Origin of the sequence: Streptomyces sp. NPDC096079 (assembly GCF_040303145.1) — a bacterium.
GTDB lineage: Bacteria > Actinomycetota > Actinomycetes > Streptomycetales > Streptomycetaceae > Streptomyces.
The window spans coordinates 70,753-94,593 of the sequence record NZ_JBEOST010000011.1 but is presented as its reverse complement, the minus strand read 5'-3'; the positions used below and the strand labels follow the sequence as shown (position 1 = coordinate 94,593).

General features: G+C 71.5%; 24 protein-coding genes. 11 read left to right on the top strand and 13 right to left on the bottom strand.

Going from position 1 to position 23,841, the window contains the following annotated elements:
* Nucleotides 1-11 precede the first annotated feature (11 nt).
* A complete protein-coding gene (locus ABTY59_RS22570; RefSeq protein ID WP_352020816.1) occupies nucleotides 12-659 on the top strand; it encodes a dihydrofolate reductase family protein in 648 nt (215 codons plus the stop codon).
* On the opposite strand, the gene ABTY59_RS22565 is transcribed toward ABTY59_RS22570, so the two are convergent.
* The 6 genes from ABTY59_RS22565 to ABTY59_RS22540 all read right to left on the bottom strand — a co-directional run bounded on the left by ABTY59_RS22565 (nucleotide 631) and on the right by ABTY59_RS22540 (nucleotide 6,895).
* A complete protein-coding gene (locus ABTY59_RS22565; RefSeq protein ID WP_352020815.1) occupies nucleotides 631-1,632 on the bottom strand; it encodes a hypothetical protein in 1,002 nt (333 codons plus the stop codon). The genes ABTY59_RS22570 and ABTY59_RS22565 overlap by 29 nt on opposite strands.
* 109 nt (nucleotides 1,633-1,741) lie before the next feature.
* Nucleotides 1,742-2,878 carry an LOG family protein gene (locus tag ABTY59_RS22560; RefSeq protein ID WP_352020814.1) on the bottom strand — a complete coding sequence of 379 codons (1,137 nt, stop codon included), beginning with the start codon at nucleotides 2,876-2,878 and terminating at the stop codon, nucleotides 1,742-1,744.
* A 49-nt stretch (nucleotides 2,879-2,927) separates the two neighbouring features.
* Nucleotides 2,928-4,079 carry a hypothetical protein gene (locus ABTY59_RS22555; RefSeq protein ID WP_352020813.1) on the bottom strand — a complete coding sequence of 384 codons (1,152 nt, stop codon included), beginning with the start codon at nucleotides 4,077-4,079 and terminating at the stop codon, nucleotides 2,928-2,930.
* Nucleotides 4,061-4,789: an ABC transporter ATP-binding protein gene (locus ABTY59_RS22550; RefSeq protein WP_352020812.1), complete on the bottom strand. Its 729-nt coding sequence runs from the start codon at nucleotides 4,787-4,789 to the stop codon at nucleotides 4,061-4,063. Before ABTY59_RS22550 ends, ABTY59_RS22555 begins: the two co-directional genes overlap by 19 nt.
* A gap of 235 nt (nucleotides 4,790-5,024) precedes the next feature.
* Complete coding sequence (locus ABTY59_RS22545) at nucleotides 5,025-6,404, bottom strand: aspartate aminotransferase family protein (RefSeq protein WP_352020811.1); 1,380 nt, start codon at nucleotides 6,402-6,404, stop codon at nucleotides 5,025-5,027.
* Complete coding sequence (locus ABTY59_RS22540; RefSeq protein WP_352020810.1) at nucleotides 6,389-6,895, bottom strand: Lrp/AsnC family transcriptional regulator; 507 nt, start codon at nucleotides 6,893-6,895, stop codon at nucleotides 6,389-6,391. The genes ABTY59_RS22545 and ABTY59_RS22540 overlap by 16 nt, the downstream gene beginning before the upstream one ends.
* A 190-nt stretch (nucleotides 6,896-7,085) precedes the next feature.
* On the opposite strand from ABTY59_RS22540, the gene ABTY59_RS22535 reads away from it, so the two are divergent.
* The 4 genes from ABTY59_RS22535 to ABTY59_RS22520 all read left to right on the top strand — a co-directional run bounded on the left by ABTY59_RS22535 (nucleotide 7,086) and on the right by ABTY59_RS22520 (nucleotide 10,963).
* The gene (locus ABTY59_RS22535) at nucleotides 7,086-8,522 is read left to right on the top strand and encodes a gamma-aminobutyraldehyde dehydrogenase (RefSeq protein ID WP_352020809.1); all 1,437 of its coding nucleotides are present in this window, start codon (nucleotides 7,086-7,088) and stop codon (nucleotides 8,520-8,522) included.
* A 141-nt stretch (nucleotides 8,523-8,663) separates the two neighbouring features.
* Complete coding sequence (locus ABTY59_RS22530; protein ID WP_352020808.1) at nucleotides 8,664-9,827, top strand: ABC transporter substrate-binding protein; 1,164 nt, start codon at nucleotides 8,664-8,666, stop codon at nucleotides 9,825-9,827.
* Between the two features lie 11 nt (nucleotides 9,828-9,838).
* On the top strand, nucleotides 9,839-10,369 hold the full coding sequence (locus tag ABTY59_RS22525; RefSeq protein ID WP_352020807.1) for an HXXEE domain-containing protein: 531 nt from the start codon (nucleotides 9,839-9,841) through the stop codon (nucleotides 10,367-10,369).
* A gap of 63 nt (nucleotides 10,370-10,432) precedes the next feature.
* The gene (locus tag ABTY59_RS22520) at nucleotides 10,433-10,963 is read left to right on the top strand and encodes a hypothetical protein (protein ID WP_352020806.1); all 531 of its coding nucleotides are present in this window, start codon (nucleotides 10,433-10,435) and stop codon (nucleotides 10,961-10,963) included.
* Here the strand turns inward: ABTY59_RS22520 and ABTY59_RS22515 are convergent.
* From ABTY59_RS22515 to ABTY59_RS22490, 6 genes are all read right to left on the bottom strand, one after another.
* Nucleotides 10,945-12,111: a serine hydrolase domain-containing protein gene (locus ABTY59_RS22515; RefSeq protein WP_352020805.1), complete on the bottom strand. Its 1,167-nt coding sequence runs from the start codon at nucleotides 12,109-12,111 to the stop codon at nucleotides 10,945-10,947. The genes ABTY59_RS22520 and ABTY59_RS22515 overlap by 19 nt on opposite strands.
* A gap of 96 nt (nucleotides 12,112-12,207) precedes the next feature.
* A complete protein-coding gene (locus ABTY59_RS22510) occupies nucleotides 12,208-12,912 on the bottom strand; it encodes a response regulator (RefSeq protein ID WP_352020804.1) in 705 nt (234 codons plus the stop codon).
* A complete protein-coding gene (locus tag ABTY59_RS22505) occupies nucleotides 12,909-14,021 on the bottom strand; it encodes a sensor histidine kinase (protein WP_352020803.1) in 1,113 nt (370 codons plus the stop codon). The genes ABTY59_RS22510 and ABTY59_RS22505 overlap by 4 nt, the downstream gene beginning before the upstream one ends.
* Nucleotides 14,022-14,035: 14 nt before the next feature.
* The gene (locus tag ABTY59_RS22500; RefSeq protein ID WP_352020802.1) at nucleotides 14,036-14,815 is read right to left on the bottom strand and encodes an SAM-dependent methyltransferase; all 780 of its coding nucleotides are present in this window, start codon (nucleotides 14,813-14,815) and stop codon (nucleotides 14,036-14,038) included.
* Nucleotides 14,812-15,501: a glycerophosphodiester phosphodiesterase gene (locus tag ABTY59_RS22495; RefSeq protein ID WP_352020801.1), complete on the bottom strand. Its 690-nt coding sequence runs from the start codon at nucleotides 15,499-15,501 to the stop codon at nucleotides 14,812-14,814. The genes ABTY59_RS22500 and ABTY59_RS22495 overlap by 4 nt, the downstream gene beginning before the upstream one ends.
* Nucleotides 15,502-15,520: 19 nt before the next feature.
* Nucleotides 15,521-16,552 carry an adenosine deaminase gene (locus ABTY59_RS22490; protein ID WP_352020800.1) on the bottom strand — a complete coding sequence of 344 codons (1,032 nt, stop codon included), beginning with the start codon at nucleotides 16,550-16,552 and terminating at the stop codon, nucleotides 15,521-15,523.
* 75 nt (nucleotides 16,553-16,627) lie between these two features.
* Between ABTY59_RS22490 and ABTY59_RS22485 the strand changes: the two genes are divergently transcribed.
* Nucleotides 16,628-17,314, top strand: a complete 687-nt coding sequence (locus ABTY59_RS22485) for a DUF4190 domain-containing protein (protein WP_352020799.1) — start codon at nucleotides 16,628-16,630, stop codon at nucleotides 17,312-17,314.
* A 49-nt stretch (nucleotides 17,315-17,363) separates the two neighbouring features.
* Here ABTY59_RS22485 and ybiA read toward each other — a convergent pair whose 3' ends face one another.
* Nucleotides 17,364-17,921, bottom strand: coding sequence for a riboflavin biosynthesis intermediates N-glycosidase (ybiA, locus tag ABTY59_RS22480; RefSeq protein WP_352020798.1), 558 nt, complete (start codon nucleotides 17,919-17,921; stop codon nucleotides 17,364-17,366).
* 175 nt (nucleotides 17,922-18,096) lie between these two features.
* Between ybiA and ABTY59_RS22475 the strand changes: the two genes are divergently transcribed.
* Genes ABTY59_RS22475 through ABTY59_RS22455 form a run of 5 tightly spaced genes read left to right on the top strand, consistent with a single transcriptional unit; the run spans nucleotide 18,097 to nucleotide 23,836 of the window.
* A complete protein-coding gene (locus ABTY59_RS22475; RefSeq protein WP_352020797.1) occupies nucleotides 18,097-19,611 on the top strand; it encodes a gamma-aminobutyraldehyde dehydrogenase in 1,515 nt (504 codons plus the stop codon).
* A 50-nt stretch (nucleotides 19,612-19,661) separates the two neighbouring features.
* Nucleotides 19,662-20,909, top strand: a complete 1,248-nt coding sequence (locus ABTY59_RS22470) for an ABC transporter substrate-binding protein (protein WP_352020796.1) — start codon at nucleotides 19,662-19,664, stop codon at nucleotides 20,907-20,909.
* 43 nt (nucleotides 20,910-20,952) lie between these two features.
* A complete protein-coding gene (locus ABTY59_RS22465; RefSeq protein WP_352020795.1) occupies nucleotides 20,953-22,119 on the top strand; it encodes an ABC transporter ATP-binding protein in 1,167 nt (388 codons plus the stop codon).
* Nucleotides 22,116-23,042 carry an ABC transporter permease gene (locus tag ABTY59_RS22460; RefSeq protein WP_352020794.1) on the top strand — a complete coding sequence of 309 codons (927 nt, stop codon included), beginning with the start codon at nucleotides 22,116-22,118 and terminating at the stop codon, nucleotides 23,040-23,042. Before ABTY59_RS22465 ends, ABTY59_RS22460 begins: the two co-directional genes overlap by 4 nt.
* Nucleotides 23,042-23,836, top strand: coding sequence for an ABC transporter permease (locus ABTY59_RS22455; protein WP_352020793.1), 795 nt, complete (start codon nucleotides 23,042-23,044; stop codon nucleotides 23,834-23,836). Before ABTY59_RS22460 ends, ABTY59_RS22455 begins: the two co-directional genes overlap by 1 nt.
* Nucleotides 23,837-23,841: the final 5 nt, after the last annotated feature.

Sequence of the window (23,841 nt, the reverse complement as noted above, 5' to 3'; positions counted from 1 at the left end):
GAGGAACAGTCATGGACCAGTTGCTCAGAGTGCAGAACTTCATGGTCTCGTCCGACGGATTCGGTACGGGGGAGGGTCAGAGCCTGGAGCGGCCGTTCGGGCACGCGGACCCGGGGACGATGTTCTCGTGGGCGGGGGCCACGGCGAGCTGGCCCAACCGCACCGACCCCGGGGGCAGCCGGGGCCTCGACGACTACTTCACGCGGGACTTCGCCCGGAACATCGGTGCCGAGATCATGGGCCGGAACAAGTTCGGGCCGCAGCGCGGGCCCTGGCAGGACGAGGAGTGGCGCGGCTGGTGGGGCGACGAGCCGCCGTTCCACACGCCGGTGTTCGTCCTGACCCACCATCCGCGCCCCTCGTTCACGCTCTCCGACACCACGTTCCACTTCGTCGACGCCGACCCGGCCACCGCCCTCGCGAGGGCGAAGGAGGCGGCGCAGGGGAAGGACGTCCGTCTCGGCGGCGGCGCCACCACGATCCGGGAGTTCCTCGACGCCGACCTCGTCGACACCCTGCACGTCGCGGTCTCGCCGGTGAAACTCGGGGCGGGGGTGCGGTTCTGGGACTCGCCCGACGACCTCCTCGACCGCTTCCACCGTGACGTGGTGCCCAGCCCGGGCGGCACCGTCACGCACCACCTCTACTGGCGGAAGTGAGCGGCTGACAGTGCCCGCACGCCGTACGGGTCGCCCGCTGGTACGCGCGGGTGGCCCGGGCGAGCGCGAGCCCGTAGCCGCAGAAGCCTCCGTAGGCGACGGCGACGACCCAGGGGGCGTGGTCCGCGATGCCCGTGTCGATCACTCCCGTCCAGGCCAGCAGGCCGAACGCGGCCAGGAACGCGCCGAACGGGGCGAGCGCGCCCGCCCCGGCCCAGCCGAGCGCGAGCAGCGGCAGCCGGGGCAGCCGCCGGCCCCACGGACGGGTCAGCGCCAGCGCGAGGGCCATGCCGACGAGGGCCAGGACGGCGGTGACGTCGACGCCGTGGTCGTACAGCCAGAGCCCCAGGTCGCTGGTGTACTCGGGGTCGGCGCCGGGTCGCCCGGCTCCCGTGTAGCCGGGGGTGACGCCCAGGGCCCAGGCGGTCTTGAGGGCGGTGTACGGGACGAGGGCGGCGACGGCGACGAGCCCGGCGCGTGTGGTCTGCCCGCCGGGGGCGGCGGCGTGGCCGCGCCCGCCGCAGTACGGGCACGTGCCGAGCGCCCGGCGGCGGTGCGCGAGCGCCGCGCGGCCCCAGAGCACCGCGCCGAGGACGGCGAGCGACTGGTTCACCAGGGTGGCCCAGTCGACCGGTTCCTGGTTCCGGGACAGGAAGAACAGCAGACGGATGGGGCTGAGGAGGGCGGGGAAGCCGGAGGTCAGGCAGAGCGCGACGACCGCCCAGGCCGCCGTCGACAGCCGGCGGACGCCGGGGCGGCGGAGCAGCGCGTACGCGAGGACGGCGGCGGCCCCGTACAGCACCGCCGCGCCCGTCTCCGCTCCCGTCCCGGTGCCCTTGGCCAGCAGCGCGTAGCCGAAGGCGGGGCCCGTGAGGGCGGCGAGCGCCGCGCCCGCCGCGTACAGCAGCGACCAGACGAGCGCGGCACGGCCGGCCCAGGACGGCCACGCGGCCAGGAGTCTCTTCGGTGTCACAGCCGGAGTCACGGCCGGAGTCGGTGTCATGGCCCGAGCGTCCCGCCGCCGGGCGACCGCTCGCGTCGGCCCCTGGTCGCCACCGGCTCCGCCGCACGGCGGAGCCCCGCTACGCCCCGAGTCGCGCCAGCGCCGACGGGGCCTCGTCGATCGAGTCCACCAGGGCGATCCGGGCCGCCATCGGACGGTCGGCGGCGAGGGCACCGAGGAGGGGCCAGGCGGGGAGCCGGGTGGTCCAGTGGGCGCGGTCCACCAGCACCATCGGGGTGGAGGCGCCCGGGGAGGCGTAGTAGTTCGGGGTCGCGTTGTCGAAGATCTCCTGGACCGTGCCCGCCGCCCCGGGGAGGAACACGACACCGGCCGTCGAGCGGGCCAGGAGGCCGTCCTCCCGGGTGGCGTTGGCGAAGTACTTGGCGATGTGGGCGGCGAAGGGGTTCGGCGGCTCGTGGCCGTAGAACCAGGTGGGGATGCCGACCGAGTCCCCGCCGTCCGGCCACCGCGCCCGTACCGCGAAGGCCGCGCGGGCCCAGTCCGTCACCGAGGGGGTGAACGACGGGGCCCCGGCGAGGAGGCCGAGGGCCTCGGCGAGGGCCTCGTCGGGGTGCGGCGCCAGGTACGCGCCGAGGTTGGCGGCCTCCATCGCGCCCGGTCCGCCGCCGGTCGCCACGGTCAGCCCGGCGCGGGCCAGGGACCTGCCGAGCCGGGCCGCGCCCGCGTACGCCTCGGTGCCCCGGCCCATCGCGTGCCCGCCCATGACGCCGACGACCGGGGCCTTGGCGAGGTGTTCGTCGAGGGCGTCGGAGACGGCGTCGTCGTGGAGGGAGCGGAGCATCGAGGAGAGGATGTCGCCGTCGGACCTGGTGCGGCCGAACCACGCGTACGCGAGGAAGTCGGGCGTGGACTCGTACCCGGTCCCGGCGATCCCCTCGAAGAGCTCCTCGGGGGTGTAGAGCCGGGCCCGGTAGGGGTCGAAGGGCAGTTCGGGGACGGGTGGGAAGACGAGCGCGCCGTCGGCGCGGACCTTGGCGGCGGCCTCCGGTTCCATCCGGCAGCCGAGGAAGACGGCCTCGCGCGTGACCGCGGTGAGCAGGGCGAAGGTCCGGTCGGTGAGGTCGACGGACTGGATCCGGTGGCCCGCGAGCGAGCCGGGGCGGGCGACGGCGGCGTCGAACGCGGCGAGCGTGTGGATCTCGCGTCCGTGCCCGCGCGGTCCGGGTGGGCGGTGTGCCGGGGGAAGCGTCGCCATGGGCCCACGATAGGGGCCGCCCGTTCGGGCGGCCCCTCGTGCGGGCGGCTCAGGCCGTCAGGGGCAGGGCCGCCAGTTCGCCGATCGCCCAGGTCAGCGGGAGGAAGACGGCGAGCAGCGCGCCGGTCCGCAGCAGGGCAGCCGTGCGCAGGACGGTGGGCGGGGCCCCGATGCGCAGGAGCGCCTCGGTGGTGTGGGCGCGGCCCTGCTTGGACTCCAGCGCGGCGGTCAGCAGCGTGGCGGTGGTGCAGGCCAGGATGAGGGCCGCGCCGAGGCCGGTGAGCGGGCCGAAGGCGTCGGAGCCGGTGTCCGCGTCGTACAGGGCGGCCGCCGCGAGGGTGCCGGAGATCACTGCGCTGACCACGCCGAGCGGGCGGCCGATGCGGCGGGCCTCGTCCATCAGGACACGGCCCGCGAGCAGCCGGACGGCGCCCGGCCGGACGGCCTGGAGGAGCCGGCCGCAGCCGTGGGCGAGGCCCGGGCCGGCCAGGGCGAGGCCCGCCGCGGTGAGGACCCAGCCGACGAGGACGCCCGCCGGGTTGCCGTCGAAGCCCCCCGGCAGGGGGAGGCCGCTGCCGGCGCCGCTCTGTGCCGCGTACGTCTCGATCGCGAGGCCGACCGCGACGAGCGCGACGCCCCAGGGCAGCCCGGACGGCATCGACGTCGCGGCGCTCTCGGGCGCGGCCGGCGCGGTGCGGGGGCGCAGTGCCAGTCCGGCGGCCGTGGCGGCGGCGACCGGGAGCACGGCGAGCAGGGTGAGGGCGGCGGCCAGCGGGATCGGCTGGTCGGCGGCGAGGAGACCGGCGGCCGCCCCGTCGAAGGGCAGGCCCGTGATGTCGCCGCGCAGGTGCAGATAGAACAGGAGCGCGACCACGGAGCCGAGCGTGCAGGCCACGGCCGTCGAGGCGGCGGCGACCGCGGTGAGCCGGGCGGGGCCGAGGCCGACGGCGGAGAGCCCGGGGCGCGGCCGGGTGCTGGGGTCGGTGCGGGCCACCGCGACGGCGAACTGGACGGTGGCGGCGAGCGGCAGGACGCACCAGAGGAGCCGGAGCACCGAGGCGGAGGACCGCTCCGGGTGCCCGACGGCGTATCCCAGGGTGCAGAGCAGGAGGAAGCCCACCCCCGCGGCCGCGGCGGCGACGAGCAGCCGCCGCGTGAGGACGAGGGGGTGGGTCCCGCGGGCTAGACGGAGAGCGAGCACGCGGCGACGCCCTCCGCCCCTGACGCCGGAGGTACGGTGCCGACCCGGCGTCCGTCGAGGAGGGCGACGGTGCGGTCGGCGAGCGCGGCGACCTCGCCGTCGTGGGTGGCGAGGAGCACGGTGATGCCGTGCGAGCGCGCCGCGGCCGTCAGGGTGCGCAGGACCTGGGCGCCGTCGGCCCGGTGGAGGGTGGCGGTGGGTTCGTCGGCGAAGAGCACCGACGGGGTGGTGACCAGGGCGCGGGCGGTCGCGATCCGCTGCCGCTGGGACTGGGTGAGGGCGCCCGGCCGCTTGCGGGCGCAGCCGCCGATGTCGAGGCGCTCCAGCCACTCCAGGGCGGTGGTCTTCGCGGCCCGGTGGGAGGTGCCGCGCAGCAGCAGCGGCAGGGCGGCGTTCTCCCAGCCGGTGAGTTCGGGGACGAGGCCGGGCTCGGGGTCGATCCAGCCGAAGCGGTCGCGCCGGAGCCGTTCGCGCTGGGCGGGGCCCAGGGTGTGCACGGGGCCGCTGTTGAACCAGACCTCGCCCTGCTGGGCGACGAGCTGGCCGGAGAGGCAGCGCAGGAGGGTGGTCTTGCCGCTGCCGCGGGGGCCGACGACGGCGAGGATCTCTCCCTCGCGGACGCCGAGCGAGACGCCGCTGAGCGCGTCCGAACCGCCCAGGGCGCAGTGCAGAGAACGCGCCCAGAGCACGTCGTTGTCCGGTGGGGCCATCGCGTACACCTCGATGTCGGATCCGATACTCGCCTTCCCCCGTCCGGGGGAACGAAGGGACGGGCCTGTCGGTCACTCGGCACCGTAAGGATTCAGATCCGGTTGTACGGACAGCACACGGCCCGGGTGGCGACCATCCACTCGGATGGCCGCACACCCGGGCCGGGGGGTCACGCCGTGAGGGCGGCGTGATGCTGGGGGGACCCTCGGGGGCGGGGTCCGTGCAGCCTGGTGCTTACAGCTTGGTCCACGCCTCGGTGAGCACGTTGCGCAGGATGCCCTCGATCTCGTCGAAGGTGCCCTGGTCCGCGATCAGCGGCGGGGCCAGCTGGATGACCGGGTCGCCACGGTCGTCGGCACGGCAGTACAGGCCGTTGTCGAACAGCGCCTTGGAGAGGAAGCCGTACAGGACGCGCTCGGTCTCCTCGTCGGTGAAGGACTCCTTGGTGACCTTGTCCTTGACGAGCTCGATGCCGTAGAAGTAGCCGTTGCCGCGGACGTCGCCGACGATCGGCAGGTCGTGCAGCTTCTGCAGCGTCGAGAAGAAGGCGCCCTCGTTGTCCAGCACGTGCTGGTTGAGGCCTTCCTTGTCGAAGATGTCGAGGTTGGCGATCGCGACCGCCGAGGACACCGGGTGGCCACCGAAGGTGTAGCCGTGCAGGAAGGTGTTGTCGCCCTTGTAGAACGGCTCCGCGATGCGGTCCGAGACGATGCAGGCGCCGATCGGGGAGTAGCCCGAGGTCATGCCCTTGGCGCAGGTGATCATGTCCGGCACGTAGCCGAACTTGTCACAGGCGAACATCGTGCCGAGGCGGCCGAAGGCGCAGATCGTCTCGTCGGAGACGAGCAGCACGTCGTACTGGTCGCAGATCTCGCGGACGCGCTGGAAGTAGCCGGGCGGCGGCGGGAAGCAGCCACCGGCGTTCTGCACCGGCTCCAGGAAGACGGCCGCGACGGTGTCGGGGCCCTCGAAGAGGATCTGCTGCTCGATCTGGTCGGCGGCCCAGCGGCCGAAGGCCTCGGGGTCGTCGCCGTGGATCGGGGCGCGGTAGATGTTGGTGTTCGGCACCTTGTGCGCGCCGGGGACCAGCGGCTCGAAGGGGGCCTTCAGGGCCGGCAGGCCGGTGATGGACAGGGCGCCCTGCGGGGTGCCGTGGTAGGCGACCGCACGCGAGATGACCTTGTACTTGGTGTGCTTGCCCTGCAGCTTGAAGTACTGCTTGGCGAGCTTCCAGGCGGTCTCGACGGCCTCGCCGCCACCGGTGGTGAAGAAGACCTTGTTGAGGTCGCCCGGGGCGTAGTCCGCGAGGCGCTCGGCGAGCTCGACGGCCTTGGGGTGCGCGTACGACCACACGGGGAAGAACGCGAGCTCCTGGGCCTGCTTGTACGCGACCTCGGCCAGCTCCTTGCGGCCGTGTCCGGCGTTGACCACGAAGAGACCCGCGAGACCGTCGAGGTAGCGCTTGCCCTTGTCGTCGAAGATGTAGGTGCCCTCACCACGGACGATGGTGGGGACGGGGTTGTGCTCGTAGGACGACATGCGGGTGAAATGCATCCACAGGTGGTCGTACGCGGTCTTGGACAGGTCCTGGGTCACGGTTATCGAGTTCCCCACATGTAGGTCTGCTTCTTGAGCTTGAGGTAGACGAAGCTCTCGGTGGAGCGCACTCCGGGGAGTGTGCGGATGCGCTTGTTGATCACATCCAGGAGGTGGTCGTCGTCCTCGCAGACGATCTCCACCATGAGGTCGAAGGAGCCCGCGGTCATCACCACGTACTCACATTCGGCCATGTCCGTCAGTGCGTCCGCTACCGGATCAAGGTCACCCTCGACGTTGATGCCGACCATCGCCTGCCGCCGGAATCCCACGGTGAGCGGGTCGGTGACGGCGACGATCTGCATGACGCCCTGGTCGAGCAGCTTCTGGACGCGCTGCCGTACGGCGGCTTCGGAGAGGCCTACGGCCTTGCCTATCGCCGCGTAGGGACGGCGTCCGTCCTGCTGGAGCTGCTCGATGATCGCCAGGGAGACGGCATCGATCGTCGGGGACGAACCGGTTCCGGTTCTGGAGTCTGTGCTTCGACTGGCCACGGCTTCACTGTGCACCGAGATTGTCTGTCGTGCAAGCCCGGAGCGATGAAATTCGTTGTGATGGGCTCCTGATCTCACCGAATCCGAAGTTGCGGAGGGTCGGGGCTGTTGAAAGCGTCAGTCGAGCGATTAGGCTGGGGTGTCTCGCCCATCGGGACACCGCACAAGGACGTGCGAAGACAGAACGTGACAGGAGGGGTGGCAAGTGACCACCGAGCTGCGCCGGCTGCGTAACTACATCAACGGGGAGTTCCGCGACGCGGCCGACGGCCGCACCATCGAGGTGGTCAACCCGGCCACCGGTGAGGTGTACGCCACCTCCCCGCTCTCCGGGCAGACCGACGTCGACGCCGCCATGGAGGCCGCCGCGGCGGCGTTCCCCGCCTGGCGTGACAGCACGCCGTCCGAGCGCCAGAAGGTGCTCCTCAAGATCGCGGACGCGTTCGAGGAGCGCGCCGAGGACCTCATCGCCGCGGAGGTGCTGAACACCGGCAAGCCGACCGCCCTCGTCGCGAGCGAGGAGATCCCGCCGATGGTGGACCAGATCCGCTTCTTCGCGGGTGCCGCCCGGATGCTCGAAGGCCGCTCGGCCGGCGAGTACATGGAGGGCATGACCTCCATCATCCGCCGCGAGCCGGTCGGCGTCTGCGCCCAGGTCGCGCCGTGGAACTACCCGATGATGATGGCCGTGTGGAAGTTCGCCCCGGCCCTCGCCGCGGGCAACACCGTCGTCCTCAAGCCCTCGGACACGACCCCCGCGTCGACGGTCCTGATGGCCGAGATCATCGGTCAGATCGTCCCCAAGGGCGTCTTCAACGTCGTCTGCGGCGACCGCGAGACGGGCAAGGCCATGGTCGAGCACCCGACCCCGGCGATGGCCTCCATCACCGGCTCGGTCCGCGCCGGCATGCAGGTCGCCGAGTCGGCGGCCAAGGACGTCAAGCGCGTCCACCTGGAGCTGGGCGGCAAGGCCCCGGTCGTCGTCTTCGAGGACACCGACATCGAGGCCGCCGTCGGCGACATCTCGGTCGCGGGCTTCTTCAACGCCGGCCAGGACTGCACGGCCGCGACCCGCGTCCTCGTGCACGAGTCCATCCACGACGAGTTCGTCGCCGCCCTCGCCAAGGCCGCCGCCGAGACGAAGACCGGGCAGCCGGACGACGAGGACGTGCTGTACGGCCCGCTCAACAACGCCAACCAGCTGAAGCAGGTCTCCGGCTTCATCGACCGCCTCCCGGCTCACGCCAAGGTCGAGGCCGGCGGCCACCGTGTCGGCGACAAGGGCTACTTCTACGCCCCGACGGTCGTCTCCGGCCTCAACCAGGACGACGAGATCGTCCAGAACGAGGTCTTCGGCCCGGTCATCACCGTCCAGTCCTTCACGGACGAGGCCCAGGCCCTGGAGTTCGCGAACGGCGTCGAGTACGCCCTCGCCTCCTCCGTCTGGACCAAGGACCACGCGCGCGCGATGCGCATGTCCAAGGCCCTCGACTTCGGCTGTGTGTGGATCAACACCCACATTCCGCTCGTCGCCGAGATGCCCCACGGCGGCTACAAGAAGTCCGGCTACGGCAAGGACCTCTCCGCCTACGGCTTCGAGGACTACACGCGCATCAAGCACGTCATGACCTCCCTGGGCTGATCCTCCCGGCCTCCGCGCGGCCCCGGCACCCTTGATCGACAGGGTGTCGGGGCCGCGCGCCGTCGCTCGACGGACCGTCCATTGCCGCACGTCGCGCCCGGCGGGGATGCTGCTCGGGTGAGAGCGACTGCCAGGAAAAACGTGTCCCGCCGGTCCCTGCTGCGCGGTGTCGGCGGTGTGGGCGCCGCGGCTCTGCTCGCCGGCTGCGGGGTCCCCGCCGCCTACGTCGAGGAGGGCGACCGGGCCGGCCGGGACCTCTCGGCGCGCGACCGGACGCTCGACTTCGCGAACTGGCCGCTCTACATCGACACCGACGACGAGAACGCGTCGAAGAGGCCCACCCTGGACGCCTTCCGGAAGCGGACCGGGATCTCCGTGCGGTACACCGAGGAGATCAACGACAACGACGAGTTCTTCGGCAAGATCAGTCCGTCCCTGATGAACCACCAGGAGACCGGCCGCGATCTGATCGTCGTCAGCGACTGGATGGCCGCCCGCTTCGTCCGGCTCGGCTGGGTCCAGGAGATGGACCGCGCCGCCCAGCCGCACGTCGCGAAGAACCTCAGCCCGCAGCTGAGGACGCCCGCCTTCGACCCCGGCCGGCTGCACAGCGTGCCCTGGCAGTCCGGGATCACCGGCATCGCGTACAACCGCAGGAAGCTCGGCCGGGAGCTGCGCTCCACCAAGGAGCTGTGGGCCGACGACCTGCGCGGGAAGGTCACCCTGCTGTCCGGGCTCGACGAGTCGTTCGCCCTGCTCATGCTGGGCAACGGCGTCGACGTCACCCAGTGGACCGGCGACGACTTCCACGCCCTGTGCGAGCAGATCGAGGGGCTCGTGCGGACCAAGCACATCCGGCGCTTCACCGGCAACGACTACATCAAGGACCTGTCCACCGGTGACGTGCTGGCCTGTCAGGCGTACTCCGGCGACGTCATCCAGCTCCAGGCCGACAACCCGGACATCGAGTTCGTCGTGCCCGAGGAGGGGGCCGAGCTCTGGGCCGAGTCCCTGATGATCCCCAACCTCGCGCAGCACAAGACCAACGCCGAGAAGCTCGTCGACTACTACTACGAGCCGGAGGTCGCCGCCGAACTCGCCGCCTGGGTCAACTACGTCTGCCCCGTGCCCGCCGCCCAGCAGGTCCTCGCCGACTCCGGCGACGAGGAGCTGGTGGCGCTCGCCGAGGACCCGCTGATCTTCCCGGACGCCGGCATGCGGAGCCGGCTGGCCATCGCCCGGGACATCACCTCCGAGGAGCGCCAGGAGTTCGCGAAGAGGTGGAACTCGATCGTGGGGCTGTGAGTTCCACGATCATGACGGACACACGTATCAACTCGCTTGTCACCTACGGCCTGTTCCTCGCGTGGGCGGTGCACGACGCCGAGGAGCTGGCGCGCGGGCCGCGCTGGGTCCGGGAGAACGTCCCGGCGCTGCGCGAGCGCTTCCCCGCGGTGCCGGAGCGGGTGTGGAAGGCCGTCGAGTCCGTCGACGAGCGCGAGTTCGCCGCGGCGGTCGGGGTGATGGCGGTGATCGTCGGCGCCGCCGCCGTGTCCGGTGCGCGCAGCGGCGGCCGGTCCGCCTTCTACCAGGGCGCGGTGAACGGATTCGGGCTGCACGGGCTCGTTCACCTCGCCCAGGCCGCCGCCGCGCGGGACGTGACCCCGGGCGCGGCCACCTCCCCGCTCGTCGTCATCCCCTTCTCCCTCTGGGCCCGCGGCAGGCTGCGGCGGGCGGGGGTGCTGCGACCGTCGGGTCCGGCGAGCGTGGCGGCGGGACTCGCGGTGGCGGCGGGGGCGACGGTGCTGGCGCACGCTGTGGGACGCACGGTCTCCGCTCGCTTCTGAACGCGCTCAAAAATAACCACCCCACCTTTCTGAACACGTTCAAGAGAGGTGTACGTTGTTCCCGTGAGCGACACGAACGGGCCGAGAGCCCTCCTCAAGCGCATCCGCGTCTGGCTGATCGTCTTCGTCGTCTGCCTGGTCCTCAGCGGGGCCACCGCGTTCCCGCTCGTCACCGAACTCCGGCTCCTCGACTCCGCGTTGACCGGCTGGGCGTCCCCGGCCGCCGACCTCCTGCCCGGCCTCGCCGAGTGGATCCACCGAGTCTCGGGCGGCGTCGCGGCGGCCGACGGCCAGGCCCCGTACCTGCTGTATGGCACCGACTGGCTGGCCTTCGCCCACCTCGTCATCGCGGTCGCGTTCCACGGCCCCTACCGCGACCCCGTCCGCAACATCTGGGTCGTCGAGTTCGGCATGATCGCCTGCGTGGGCATCATCCCGCTCGCCCTGATCTGCGGACCGGTCCGGGGCATCCCCTTCTGGTGGTCGGTCATCGACATGTCCTTCGGCGTCATCGGGATCCTGCCGCTGCTCCACGTACGCGGGCTGATCAAGCGGCTGGAGGCCCTGCGCCCCGTTCAGTCCGGCAGGCCGTAGGCCGCCACCATCAGGCCGAGGGCCGTGGGGTTCATGTCCTGGCCCTTGGCGTCGGTGGCGTTGACGCTGTAGACGAGCGTGCGGGCGCCGTCGCGGGTCGAGGCGATCGCCGTGTTGTAGCCCCAGCGGCCGCCGGTCTTGCCCCAGACCTCGCGGCCGCCCAGTCGCTTCATCGACAGACCGGCGGAGTACGCGGCCGGCTTGCCGGACGAGAGGTCCGGGACCTTCGGGAGCGTGAACATCTCCTCCAGGAGCGGACCGCGCACCACACCGCCCCTGAACAGGACCCGGGTGAAGCGCTCCAGATCGGCGGTGGTCGAGACGAGGTCACCGGCCGCCCAGCCGTCCGTCGCCCCCCACACCGACACGTCCCGCAGCCCCGTCGAGCCGTCGTCGAGCCGCATCGACTGGTAACCGTGGTTGTGCGGGCCCCTGATCTCCGGGTCCGCGCCCGGGAAGTACGTGTCCCGCAGCCCCAGCGGGCGCAGGATCCGGCGCTCCACCTGGTGCTCGTACGAGTCGCCCGTGACCCGCTCCACGATCAGGCCCGCGATCGTGTAGCCGATGTTCAGGTAGTGCTGCTTCGTGCCCGGCCGGAACTCCCGCGGCTGCGCCGTCGCCGAACGCACCATCTCCTCCGGGGTGTGGACCACGAAGCGGTTCGCGTACCACTCCTCGACCGTCTCGCCCGGCATGTCGGCGGCCGGGATGCCGTGGGTGTGGTTCAGGAGCTGGCGCACGGTCACCGTGGCGTAGCGGCCGGGGATCAGATCCGGGAGGTACGCGCGGGCCGGCCGGTCCAGATCGATCCGGCCCTCGGCCGCCAGCTGCAGGACCGTCGCCGCCGTGAACACCTTCGTCACCGAACCGGCCCGGAAGCGGGCCGCCGGATCCGCCGGCGCCGCCGACTCCAGGTCGTGCACGCCGGCGCTGCCCCGCCAGGACCCCTCCGTGCCGCCGACCCGGACCAGCGCGGCCGTCGCGTCGGCCCGGGGGAGTCCCGCGATCACCGACGACAGATCGGCGGACCGGGCCTCGGCCGCGGAGAGCGCGGGCCCGGGCGCCGCGAAGGCCGGGGTGAGCGCCGGGCCCGCCGCGACGCCCAGGACGAGGGCGGCGGCGAGCAGGGTGCGGGTGGACGTCCTCATGGTCAACTCCGTTGGTGAGAGCCGTTGTTCTCGATGGCTCCATCCTGCTGACCGGCGCCGGTCAGCGGATCGCCCGCACCGGCGGTCTTCGCCGGCTCAGTTCCTCCCCGGCGCGGGGGAGGGGCCGGGCCCGACGGCTCCCCCGAGCGGGGGAGAGCCCGCCGCGACCAGGCCCGTCTCGTACGCGCAGATCACCGCCTGGATCCGGTCCCGCAGCCCCAGCTTGGCCAGCACGTTCCCCACGTGCGTCTTCACCGTGTGGTCGCTGACCACCAGCTCCGCCGCGATCTCCGCGTTCGACAGGCCCCGCGCGAGCAGCAGCAGCGTCTCGCGCTCCCGGCCCGTGAGGACGTCGAGCCGGGGATCGTTCCGGCGCGGCCCGCCCGCCGTGTACTGCTCCACGAGCCGCCGGGCCACGGACGGCGCGAGCAGCGAGTCGCCCGCCGCCACCACCCGTACCGCGTGCACCAGGTCGTCCCGCCGCACGTCCTTCAGCAGGAAGCCGCTCGCGCCCGCGTGCAGCGCCTCGTACACGTACGCGTCGGTGTCGAAGGTCGTCAGCATCACCGTCCGGCAGGCGGACTCCGCGCTGATCACCCGGCAGGCCTCGATGCCGTCCGTCCGGGGCATCCGGATGTCGAGCAGCGCCACGTCGGGCGCCAGCCGGCGCACCGCCTCGACGGCCTCCGCCCCGTCCCCGGCCTCCGCCACCACCTCGATGTCCGGCTGCGCGTCCAGGATCATCGCGAAGCCGCTCCGCACCAGTTCCTGGTCGTCCGCGACCACCACCCGGATCGTCATGCGGTCTCCTTCCCCACGGGCAGCAGCACCCGCACCTCGAACCCCCGGCCGTCCCGGCCGGGCCCCGTCCGTACCGTCCCGCCGTGCGCGGCGGCCCGCTCCCCGATGCCCACGAGTCCGTGCCCGCCGGGACCGCCCTGCGGGCCGCGCCCGTCGTCGGTCACCGTGACCCGCAGGACCCCTTCGGCGTGCACGAGCCGGACGTCGACCGTCCGGGCCTTCGCGTGCTTCACCACGTTCGTCAGCGCCTCCTGCACGATCCGGTAGACGCTCGCGCCGGTCGCCGCGGGCACCGCCCGCACCCCGCCCTCCGTCGCGTACCCGACGGCCAGACCGCCCTCCCGCACCCGGTCCAGGAGCGCGGGAAGATCGCCGATCCCCGGCTGCGGCGCCCTCGGCGCGTCCTCGCCCTCCCGCAGCACGCCCAGCATCCCGCGCAGTTGGGCCATCGCGTCGCGGCCCGCCGCCGAGATCGCGTCGAACGCGGCCTCCGCCCGCTCCGGCGCCGCCCGCACGGCCAGCGGACCGGCCTCCGCCTGCACGATCATCAGGCTCACCGCGTGCGAGAGGATGTCGTGCATCTCCCGGGCGATCCTGGCCCGTTCGCGCGCCGCCGCCCGCTCCGTCTCCACGGCCCGCTCCCGCTGCCGTGCCTCGGTCAGCCGCCCGAAGGCGTAGGCCGCGCCGAACACGAAGAGGGAGAAGGTGAGTTCGCGCGCCGACTGGGTGTTGAGCCACACCGAGGCTGGCACCGCGACCAGCATGAGCCCCGCCGTCACCAGCCGCTGCCACGGCGGTGCGAGCACCGCGATCGTGTAGACGCTCACCAGACCCGTGTACGGCAGCGGCTGCCCCGGCCCCTCGACGGCCAGCTTGTACAGCGCGCTCGTCGCGAGGATCGCGAGCAGCACCGTCATCGGCGCGCGCCGCCGCCACACCAGCGGCACCACCGTGAGCGTCGTCAGACCGTACGCGGGCCAGGTCGCCGGTTCCAGCTCGGGCCCGCGCGGCACCACGAACGGCATCGTCATCGCCGCCTGCACGACCAGCGCGAGGCCGATGTCCACCGCGCGGGGATGCGCGGCCCCCCAGGTGCGCAGCTCCCGCATCCCCCGTATGTCCATTACGGCTTGCGGCCCACCGCACCGAACTGCGCCACCACGGGCCCCTCCGCCCCGCGCCACCGCGAGCAGGACACGATGCCCGGGTCGAGCAGGTCGAGACCGTCGAAGAAGGAGGCGAACTCCTCCCGGGTGCGGGCGGTGATCGGCGGGGTCGCGTGCTCGTTCCAGAAGTCCATCGCGGCCTTGTTGCCCTCGCCGCCGAGCTCCGGCTCCAGGGTCGGGTGCGTCAGCACCAGGTGGCTGCCGGAGGGCATGGCGGCCATCAGGGTCCGCGCGACCGACCGGGCCTTGTCGGTGTCCAGGACGAAGTTGAGGATGCCGAGCATCATCACCGCGACCGGGCGCGAGAGGTCGAGCGTCCCCACGGCCGCCGCGACGATCCGCTCCGGGTCGTGCGCGTCGGCGTCGACGTACTCCGTGACGCCCTCCGGCGCGCTCGTCAGGAGCGCACGCGCGTGCGTGAGGACGATCGGGTCGTTGTCGACGTAGACGATCCGCGCGTCGGGCGCGACCCGCTGCGCCACCTCGTGGGTGTTGTCGGCGGTCGGCAGGCCCGTACCGATGTCCAGGAACTGGCGCAGGCCGGCGTCGGCCGCCAGATGCGTCACCGCCCGCCCGAGGAAGGCCCGGTCGGCGCGCGCGACGTCGCCGATGCTCGGGTAGAAGCCGGTGACCCGGTCGCCGACCGCGCGGTCCACGGGGTAGTTGTCCTTGCCGCCCAGCCAGTAGTTCCACACGCGGGCGTTGTGGGCGATGTCGGTCCGGATCCGGTCGTTCATGGGTGAGTCCTTCGGAGCACGGCGGCCAGTGCGTCGACCCGGTTCGTGGTGACCGAGTCGACCCCGTTCGTGATCAGCTTACGCATGGTGCGCCGGGTGTCCGCCGTCCAGGCCGAGACCAGCAGCCCGTCCCGGTGGACCCGCTCCGTCAGCTCCCGACTCACCAGGCCGAAGCGGTAGTTGAGCCACCGGGGCCGCACGGCGTCGAGCAGCACCGGGCGGGGCGGGGCGAGCGAGGTCCACGTCAGGGCGATCTCGGCGGCCGGGTCGGCGGCCCGCACCTGCAGCATGGCCACGGCGCCCGCGCAGTAGTAGACGCGCTCCCCGGCCCCGCACTCGCGGACCGTACGGACGATCGCGCGGACCGAGTCCTCGTTCCCGCCCGGCAGGTCCAGCATCAGCCGGTGGTCCCCGGCGACGATCAGCGCCTCCCGGAGGGTCGGCACGCCGTCGCCGGTCAGCTCGCGCAGCAGCTGGTGAGAGAGCCCGGAGAGCGGCCGGTCGTGGCCCCACAGCCGCTTGAGGGTGTCGTCGTGGAGGAGGACGGGCACCCCGTCGGCCGTCAGCCGGACGTCGATCTCGACCGCGTCCGCCCCCTGCTCGATCGCCGAGGCGATCGAGGGGAGCGTGTTCTCGCGGACGCGGTACGGGTCGCCGCGGTGGGCTACGACAGTGACAGGGCGCATGGCCCCATTCTCGTCGGCGTCAGCGCGCCAGCCAGTCGTTCGTGTACGTGTCGATCTCGGCGGCGATCCTGGCCTTGCCGTCCGCGTCGAGGAAGGAGGCCTCCACCGCGTTCTTGGCGAGGGCGGCGACACCGCGCTCGTCGAGGCCGAGGAGACGGGCGGCGACGACGTACTCGTTGTTGAGGTCCGTGCCGAACATCGGCGGGTCGTCGCTGTTGATCGTGACGAGGACCCCGGCGTCGACCATCTGCCGGATCGGGTGCTCCTCCAGGGTGGCGACGGCCCGGGTCGCGATGTTCGAGGTGGGGCAGACCTCCAGGGCGATCCGGTGCTCGGCGAGGTACGCGAGCAGCTCGGGGTCCTGGGCGGAGCTGGTGCCGTGGCCGATGCGCTCGGCGCCCAGCTCGCGGATCGCGTCCCAGACGGTCTCCGGGCCGGTCGTCTCGCCCGCGTGCGGGACCGAGTGCAGACCGGCCGCACGTGCCCGGTCGAAGTAGGGCTTGAACTGCGGGCGCGGCACACCGATCTCCGGGCCGCCGAGGCCGAAGGAGACCAGGCCCTCCGGGCGCAGACCGTCGGTGGTGGCGAGCCGCGCGGTCTCCTCGGCGGAGACCAGGCCGGCCTCGCCGGGGATGTCGAAGCACCAGCGCAGGATCGTGCCGAACTCGGCCTCGGCTGCCTTGCGGGCGTCCTCGATCGCCGCCATGAAGGCGCGCTCGTCGATGCCGCGACGCGTGGAGGAGTACGGGGTGATGGTCAGCTCGGCGTAGCGGATGTTCTGCCGGGCCATGTCCCGGGCGACCTCGAAGGTCAGCAGCCGGACGTCCTCGGGGGTGCGCACCAGGTCGACGACCGACAGGTAGACGTCGATGAAGTGGGCGAAGTCCGTGAACGTGAAGTAGTCGGTGAGGGCTTCCGGGTCCGTGGGGACCTTGGAGTCGGGGTGCCGGGCCGCGAGTTCGGCGACGATCCGGGGGGAGGCCGAACCGACGTGGTGGACGTGCAGCTCCGCCTTGGGGAGCCCCGCGATGAAGGGGTGGAGATCGGTCATCGGATCATCGTAGGCCGGTCGGTTCCCTCTCAGGGGTGAGGCCGTAGCATGGCGTGACCACGATGGGGGAGGCCCATGTCCGACAACCAAGACCAGTCGCGGGGCGGGTACGACCCGACCGACCCGTGGGCTCCGCCGAACCGCGACGGGGTGGAACTGAGCAAGCCGGCGGCGCCGTCGCCCCCGCCGGTGCACGACCAGCCGACGATGACGGCCTTCCCGGCCGCGCCGGGCACCGGGGGCGGGGACGTCCCGCCGCCGCCGGTCGCCCCCGGCGGGCCCGCGGCCGCGCCCGGCTACGGCTATCCGGCCGACACCTCCGGCGGCTACGGCTACCCGGCGGCGGCCCCGACGCCGGCCCCGGGCGCGCCCGGGTACGGCTACCCCGCCTACGGCTCGGGGTACCCGCAGCCGGGACAGCCCGGCTGGCAGCAGTCCCCGTCCAACGGCCTGGGCACGGCCGCGATGGTGCTCGGCATCATCGCCGTCGCGGGCTTCTGCATGTACGGCCTGGGCGTGATCCTCGGCATCCTGGCGCTGATCTTCGGCATCATCGGCATGAAGAAGGTCAACCGGGGCGAGGCGACCAACCGGGGCATGGCGATCGCCGGCATCGTGCTCGGCTCGATCGGCATCCTGGTCAGCGCCGTGTTCCTGGGCTTCATGATCTGGGCGATCTCCCAGGACAGCACGTCCTTCGAGGACTCCGGGTCCGACGACCCGTTCGCTTCGGTCCTCCAGATCGAGGGCGACGCCCACTGACGCCGTGACGCACGTGAGAGGGGCCCCGCACCGACCGGTGCGGGGCCCTTCACGCGTCGGGCGCCGAGCGCAGCCGCTCCCGGGCCTCCATCAGGGCGAAGCCCAGCAGGTTGAGCCCGCGCCAGCGGGACGGGTCGTGGGCGCCGGGGGCGTCCGCGGCGAGCCCGATGCCCCAGATCCGGTCCAGCGGGCTGGCCTCCACCAGGACGCGCTCGCCCGTGCCCAGGAGGTAGGAGCGCAGGGCCTCGTCGGCGGAGAACTTGTGGACGCTGCCCTCGACGACGATCCCGAAGCGCTCGCGCTGCCAGACGGCCTCGTCGAAGCCCCGCACCAGCCGGCCCGCGTTCTTGGCCTCGGCGGGCGTACGGGCGGCCAGCACGGCCCGCTCGGCCTCGGCGTCCCCGAAGAGGCGGGCCTTGGCCGCCATCATCCAGTGCTCGGCCGTCGCGTAGGCGACGCCGTCGACCACGAAGGGCGACGGCCACCACTGGCTCAGACAGCTCGCGGAGAGGCGCCCGTCGGGGTGGGGACGGTGCCCCCAGAAGTGCAGCCATTTCACTCGGTCACCCCGGGTGACCTGCTGTGTCAGCTCTTCGATCTTGGTCATACATGCGAGTCTGGCATCCGCCACGGACACTCCGTACGGAGATTTTCCGGCGGCCTCGACATATGGTCGACCGATTCCGTCGCGTAACCAAAAGGCAACAACGGAATCACTTGTTGGACCACTATCCCCATGCCAGGATCGGCACTCAATTCGAGCTGGGACAACGGAGAGCGTCATGAGCAACCGCTTCCAGGTGACGGACCGCTTCGCGGACGGCGCGCAGTACATCGGCGGAAGGCTCCGTGCCGGAACCTCAGATCAGGAACACAGCGTGATCGACCCGGCGACGGGGGAGAGCGTCTACACCTACGTCCTCGCCTCCACCGCCGACGTGGACGAGGCCGTCGCCGCCGCCAAGGCCGCCTTCCCGGGCTGGGCGGGCGCCTCCCCGGGCGAGCGCTCCGACGCGCTGCACCGCCTCGCGGGCGTGCTCGCCGACTGGTCCGAGGAGATCGCCCGGGTCGAGTCGCTCCAGTGCGGCAAGCCGCTCAAGCTCACCACCGAGTTCGACGTCCCCGGCACCATCGACAACACGTCCTTCTTCGCGGGGGCCGCCCGCCACCTCCAGGGCCAGTCGGCCGCCGAGTACACCGGTGACCACACCTCGTACATCCGGCGCGAGCCGATCGGCGTCGTCGGCTCCATCGCCCCCTGGAACTACCCCCTCCAGATGGCCGCCTGGAAGATCCTCCCGGCGATCGCCGCGGGCAACACGATCGTCCTGAAGCCGGCCGAGCTGACCCCGCTGACCTCCCTGATGTTCGCGCAGGCCGCGAAGGAGGCCGGCATCCCCGACGGTGTGATCAACGTCGTCAGCGGCTCGGGGCGGGTCGTCGGCGAGCACCTCGTCGGCCACCCCGACGTCGTCATGACCTCCTTCACCGGCTCCACCCCGGTCGGCAAGCGGGTCGCCGAGGTGGCCACCGCCACCGTGAAGCGGCTCCATCTCGAACTCGGCGGCAAGGCCCCGTTCCTCGTCTTCGACGACGCCGACCTGGAGGCCGCCGCCCACGGCGCCGTCGCCGCCTCCCTCATCAACAGCGGCCAGGACTGCACCGCCGCCACGCGCGCGTACGTGCAGCGCCCGCTCTTCGACGCCTTCGTCGCCCGGGTCGCGGAACTCATGGACAGCGTCCGCGTCGGCGACCCCTTCGCGGCCGGCACCGACCTCGGTCCGCTCGTCAGCCATCGCCACCGCGACAGCGTCGCCGGCTTCGTCGAGCGCGCCCGCGACTACGCGACGGTCGTCACCGGCGGTGAAGCCCCTGGTGGAGAGCTCAAGAACGGCGCATACTACCGTCCCACCCTGATCATCGGCGCCGCGCAGGACAGCGAGGTCGTGCAGTCGGAGATCTTCGGTCCGGTCCTGGTGGCCCTGCCCTTCGACGGCGACGACGAGGGCATCCGGCTCGCCAACGACACCCCCTACGGCCTCGCCGCCTCCGCGTGGAGCCGTGACGTCTACCGGGCCAACCGTGCCACGCGGGAGATCAAGGCGGGATGTGTGTGGGTCAACGACCACATCCCGATCATCAGCGAGATGCCCCACGGCGGCACCAAGGCCTCCGGTTACGGAAAGGACATGTCGGCGTACTCCTTCGAGGAGTACACGCAGGTCAAGCACGTGATGTTCGACAACACCGCGGTGGCCGCGAAGGACTGGCACCGCACGATCTTCGGGGACCGATAGCAGCCCGCCGCCCGACCAGCGGCCCCACCCCTCCCGAAAGGGCACAGCGCATGGAGCAGTACGAGCCCGACAGCCTGTCCGCCGCCCAGCTGGCGGCGATACGGCGCAGCCTGACGAGCGGCCGGGGCGCCCTCAGCCGCCGTTCGATGCTGCGCGCGGGCGGCGTCGGCGCGCTCACCGTCGGCGGACTCGCCGGCCTGAGCGCCTGCGGCATCCCGCCCGCCAAGCGGGAGGGCCAGGGCCCCGCCTCCACGGACGACTCGGCCAAGGAGAAGAGCGTCGCCTTCTCCAACTGGACCGAGTACATGGACGTCAGCGAGGACGAGAAGTCCCGTCCGACCCTGGAGGCGTTCCAGAAGCGCACCGGGATCAAGGTCAAGTACACCGAGGACATCAACGACAACGTCGAGTTCTTCGGCAAGATCAAGCCGCAGCTCGCGGCCGGACAGGACACCGGCCGCGACCTGATCTGCGTCACCGACTGGCTCGCCGCCCGCATCATCCGGCTCGGCTGGGCCCAGAAGCTCGACCCGGCGAACCTGCCCAACGCGTACGCGAACCTGTCCGCCCAGTTCCGCCGCCCCGACTGGGACCCGGGCCGGTCCTACTCGTACCCGTGGACGGGCATCTCGACCGTCATCGCGTACAACGTCAAGGCGACCGGCGGAAAGAAGGTCGACTCGGTCACCCAGCTCCTCGACGACCCCGCGCTCAAGGGCCGGGTCGGCTTCCTCACCGAGATGCGCGACTCCGTCGGCATGACCCTGCTCGACATGGGCAAGGACCCGGGGACGTTCACGGACGCCGACTACGACGCGGCGATCGGGCGCCTCCAGAAGGGCGTCGACAAGAAGCAGATACGCCGCTTCACCGGCAACGACTACACCTCCGACCTGGACAAGGGCGACATCGCCGCCTGCCTCGCCTGGGCCGGCGACATCATCCAGCTCCAGGCCGACAACCCGGACATCAAGTACTCCATCCCGTCCGCCGGATACATCACCTCCAGCGACAACCTGCTCGTCCCCGCGCAGTCCCGGCACAAGACGAACGCCGAGAAGCTCATCGACCACTACTACGAGCTTCCCGTCGCCGCCCAGCTCGCCGCGTACATCAACTACGTCTGCCCCGTCGACGGGGTGAAGGACGAGCTCGCCAAGATCGACCCCGAGCTCGCGAACAACACGCTGATCCTCCCGGACAAGGCCATGGCCAAGAAGTCCCACGCCTTCCGCTCGCTCACCAGCGCGGAGGAGACGGCGTACGAGGAGAAGTTCGCCAAGCTCATCGGCGCCTGAGTCCGGCCTCGTCCACCTCTCTCACTCCCCTGGGACCGCACCCATGACTGACAAGACTGCTCACACCGGAAAGAACACCGGCGGCGACGTCCGTCTCACCGGGATCAGCAAGTCGTACGGCTCGTTCCACGCCGTCCACCCCCTGGACCTGACCGTCCCGCAGGGCTCCTTCTTCGCCCTGCTCGGCGCCTCCGGCTGCGGCAAGACCACCACGCTGCGCATGATCGCCGGCCTGGAGGACCCGAGCACCGGCACCGTCTTCCTCGGCGACAAGGACGTCACCGACCTCCCGCCGTACAAGCGGCCGGTCAACACCGTCTTCCAGTCCTACGCCCTCTTCCCGCACATGGACATATCCGAGAACATCGCCTTCGGCCTGCGCCGCCGCGGCATCAAGTCGGTGAAGAAGCAGGTCGACGACATGCTGGAGCTCGTCCAGCTCGGCGACAAGGCCCGCCACAAGCCGCACCAGCTCTCCGGCGGCCAGCAGCAGCGCGTCGCCGTCGCCCGCGCGCTCATCAACCACCCGCAGGTGCTGCTCCTCGACGAGCCGCTCGGCGCCCTCGACCTCAAGCTGCGCCGCCAGATGCAGCTGGAGCTCAAGCGCATCCAGACCGAGGTCGGCATCACCTTCGTGCACGTCACCCACGACCAGGAGGAGGCCATGACGATGGCCGACCAGGTCGCGGTGATGAACGGCGGCCGGGTCGAGCAGCTCGGCGCCCCCGCCGACCTGTACGAGAACCCGCAGACCACCTTCGTCGCCAACTTCCTCGGCACCTCGAACCTGATCGAGGCCGAGGTCGTCGAGACCGGCACCGACGTGATCGTCACGGCCGGCGGCGGGAAGCTCCGGGTGCCCGGCGAGCGCTGTACCCCCGCCGTCCGCCAGGGCGGCAAGGTGCTCGTGGGCGTCCGCCCCGAGAAGATCTCCCTCGCGCACGCCGACGACGCGGGGAAGGTCGCCGACGGCCGCAACCGGGTCACCGGCCGGATCGTCGACTCCTCCTTCATCGGCGTCTCCACCCAGTACGTGGTGAACAGCCCGGCGGGCGCGGAGCTCCAGGTCTACGAGCAGAACATCGAGCGGGACGCGCGACTGCGCCCCGGCGCCGAGGTCGTCCTGCACTGGAACCCGGCGCACACCTTCGGCCTCGACGCGGCGCAGGACATCGACGCGGGCGTGGAGACGGTGGAGGACGCCTCGTGACCACCACCCTGGAGAAGGCCGCTCCTCCGACGGAGGAACCGGTTCTGCGCAAGCCCTCCACCCGCAAGCGGCTCGTCCCGTACTGGCTGCTGCTGCCCGGCATCATCTGGCTGGTCGTCTTCTTCGCGCTGCCCATGGTCTACCAGGCCTCGACCTCGGTGCAGACCGGCTCCCTGGAGCAGGGCTTCGCGGTCACCTGGCACTTCCAGACGTACTGGGACGCCTTCCAGGAGTACTGGCCGCAGTTCGTCCGCTCCCTGCTGTACGCCGGGACCGCGACCCTGCTCTGTCTGCTGCTCGGCTACCCGCTGGCGTATCTGATCGCCTTCAAGGCCGGCCGCTGGCGGAACCTGCTCCTCGTCCTCGTCATCGCGCCCTTCTTCACCAGCTTCCTCATCCGGACGCTCGCGTGGAAGACGATCCTGGCCGACGACAGCGTGGTGGTCGAGGCGCTCAACGCCCTCCACTTCCTGGACGTCACCAGCTGGCTCGGCTGGACCGAGGGCGACCGCGTCCTCGCCACGCCGATGGCCGTGGTCTGCGGTCTCACGTACAACTTCCTGCCGTTCATGATCCTGCCCCTCTACACCTCCCTGGAGCGGATCGACGGCCGGCTGCACGAGGCGGCGCAGGACCTGTACGCCTCCCCGGCCACCACCTTCCGCAAGGTGACCTTCCCGCTGTCGATGCCGGGCGTGGTCTCCGGCACCCTGCTCACCTTCATCCCGGCGAGCGGCGACTACGTCAACGCCGAACTGCTCGGCTCGACCGACACCAAGATGGTCGGCAACGTCATCCAGTCGCAGTTCCTCCGGGTGCTCGACTACCCGACGGCGGCCGCGCTCTCCTTCATCCTCATGGCGATCGTGCTGGGCATGGTCACCGTGTACATCCGCCGTGCCGGAACGGAGGACCTGGTCTGATGCGCTGGGTACGACGCAACCTCGTCGTCATCGCGGGCCTGCTGACGCTCGCGTACATGATCCTGCCGAACCTCGTGGTGATGGCGTTCTCCTTCAACAAGCCGAAGGGACGCTTCAACTACTCCTGGCAGGAGTTCTCCCTCGACGCCTGGAAGGACCCCTGCGGCGTCGCCGACATGTGCGAGTCGCTCTCGCTCTCGCTCCAGCTCGCCGCCTGGGCGACGATCGGCGCGGTCCTGCTCGGCACGATGATCGCCTTCGCGCTGGTCCGCTACCGCTTCCGGGCACGCGGCGCGATCAACTCGCTGATCTTCCTGCCGATGGCGATGCCCGAGGTCGTCATGGCCGCCTCGCTGCTCACGCTCTTCCTCAACATGGGCATCGAGCTGGGCTTCTGGACGGTCCTGATCGCCCACATCATGTTCTGCCTGTCGTTCGTCGTGACGGCGGTCAAGGCCCGGGTCATGTCCATGGACCCGCGCCTGGAGGAGGCCGCGCGCGACCTCTACGCGGGCCCGGCGCAGACCTTCCTGCGGGTCACCCTGCCGATCGCCGCGCCCGGCATCGCCGCCGGCGCGCTGCTCGCCTTCGCGCTCTCGTTCGACGACTTCATCATCACCAACTTCAACGCGGGCTCCACCGTCACCTTCCCCATGTTCGTCTGGGGCTCGGCGCAGCGTGGCACCCCCGTTCAGATCAACGTCATCGGCACCGCGATGTTCGTCCTCGCGGTAGTGATGGTCGTGGCCGGGCAAATCATTACGAACCGGCGCAAGAAGACAGCAACAGCCTGAGCGAA

Bases quoted from the DNA above. Each gene is read 5' to 3' on its own strand.
- ABTY59_RS22495 (WP_352020801.1), bottom strand. From the start codon at position 15,501: ATGCGCCCTGTCACTGTCGTAGCCCACCGCGGCGACCCGTACCGCGTC.
- ABTY59_RS22470 (WP_352020796.1), top strand. From the start codon at position 19,662: ATGGAGCAGTACGAGCCCGACAGCCTGTCCGCCGCCCAGCTGGCGGCG.
- ABTY59_RS22505 (WP_352020803.1), bottom strand. From the start codon at position 14,021: ATGCGGGAGCTGCGCACCTGGGGGGCCGCGCATCCCCGCGCGGTGGAC.
- ABTY59_RS22560 (WP_352020814.1), bottom strand. From the start codon at position 2,878: ATGGCGACGCTTCCCCCGGCACACCGCCCACCCGGACCGCGCGGGCAC.
- ABTY59_RS22550 (WP_352020812.1), bottom strand. From the start codon at position 4,789: ATGGCCCCACCGGACAACGACGTGCTCTGGGCGCGTTCTCTGCACTGC.
- ABTY59_RS22525 (WP_352020807.1), top strand. From the start codon at position 9,839: ATGACGGACACACGTATCAACTCGCTTGTCACCTACGGCCTGTTCCTC.
- ABTY59_RS22485 (WP_352020799.1), top strand. From the start codon at position 16,628: ATGTCCGACAACCAAGACCAGTCGCGGGGCGGGTACGACCCGACCGAC.
- ABTY59_RS22455 (WP_352020793.1), top strand. From the start codon at position 23,042: ATGCGCTGGGTACGACGCAACCTCGTCGTCATCGCGGGCCTGCTGACG.
- ABTY59_RS22500 (WP_352020802.1), bottom strand. From the start codon at position 14,815: ATGAACGACCGGATCCGGACCGACATCGCCCACAACGCCCGCGTGTGG.
- ABTY59_RS22515 (WP_352020805.1), bottom strand. From the start codon at position 12,111: ATGAGGACGTCCACCCGCACCCTGCTCGCCGCCGCCCTCGTCCTGGGC.
- ABTY59_RS22490 (WP_352020800.1), bottom strand. From the start codon at position 16,552: ATGACCGATCTCCACCCCTTCATCGCGGGGCTCCCCAAGGCGGAGCTG.
- ybiA (WP_352020798.1), bottom strand. From the start codon at position 17,921: ATGACCAAGATCGAAGAGCTGACACAGCAGGTCACCCGGGGTGACCGA.
- ABTY59_RS22510 (WP_352020804.1), bottom strand. From the start codon at position 12,912: ATGACGATCCGGGTGGTGGTCGCGGACGACCAGGAACTGGTGCGGAGC.
- ABTY59_RS22465 (WP_352020795.1), top strand. From the start codon at position 20,953: ATGACTGACAAGACTGCTCACACCGGAAAGAACACCGGCGGCGACGTC.
- ABTY59_RS22475 (WP_352020797.1), top strand. From the start codon at position 18,097: ATGAGCAACCGCTTCCAGGTGACGGACCGCTTCGCGGACGGCGCGCAG.
- ABTY59_RS22570 (WP_352020816.1), top strand. From the start codon at position 12: ATGGACCAGTTGCTCAGAGTGCAGAACTTCATGGTCTCGTCCGACGGA.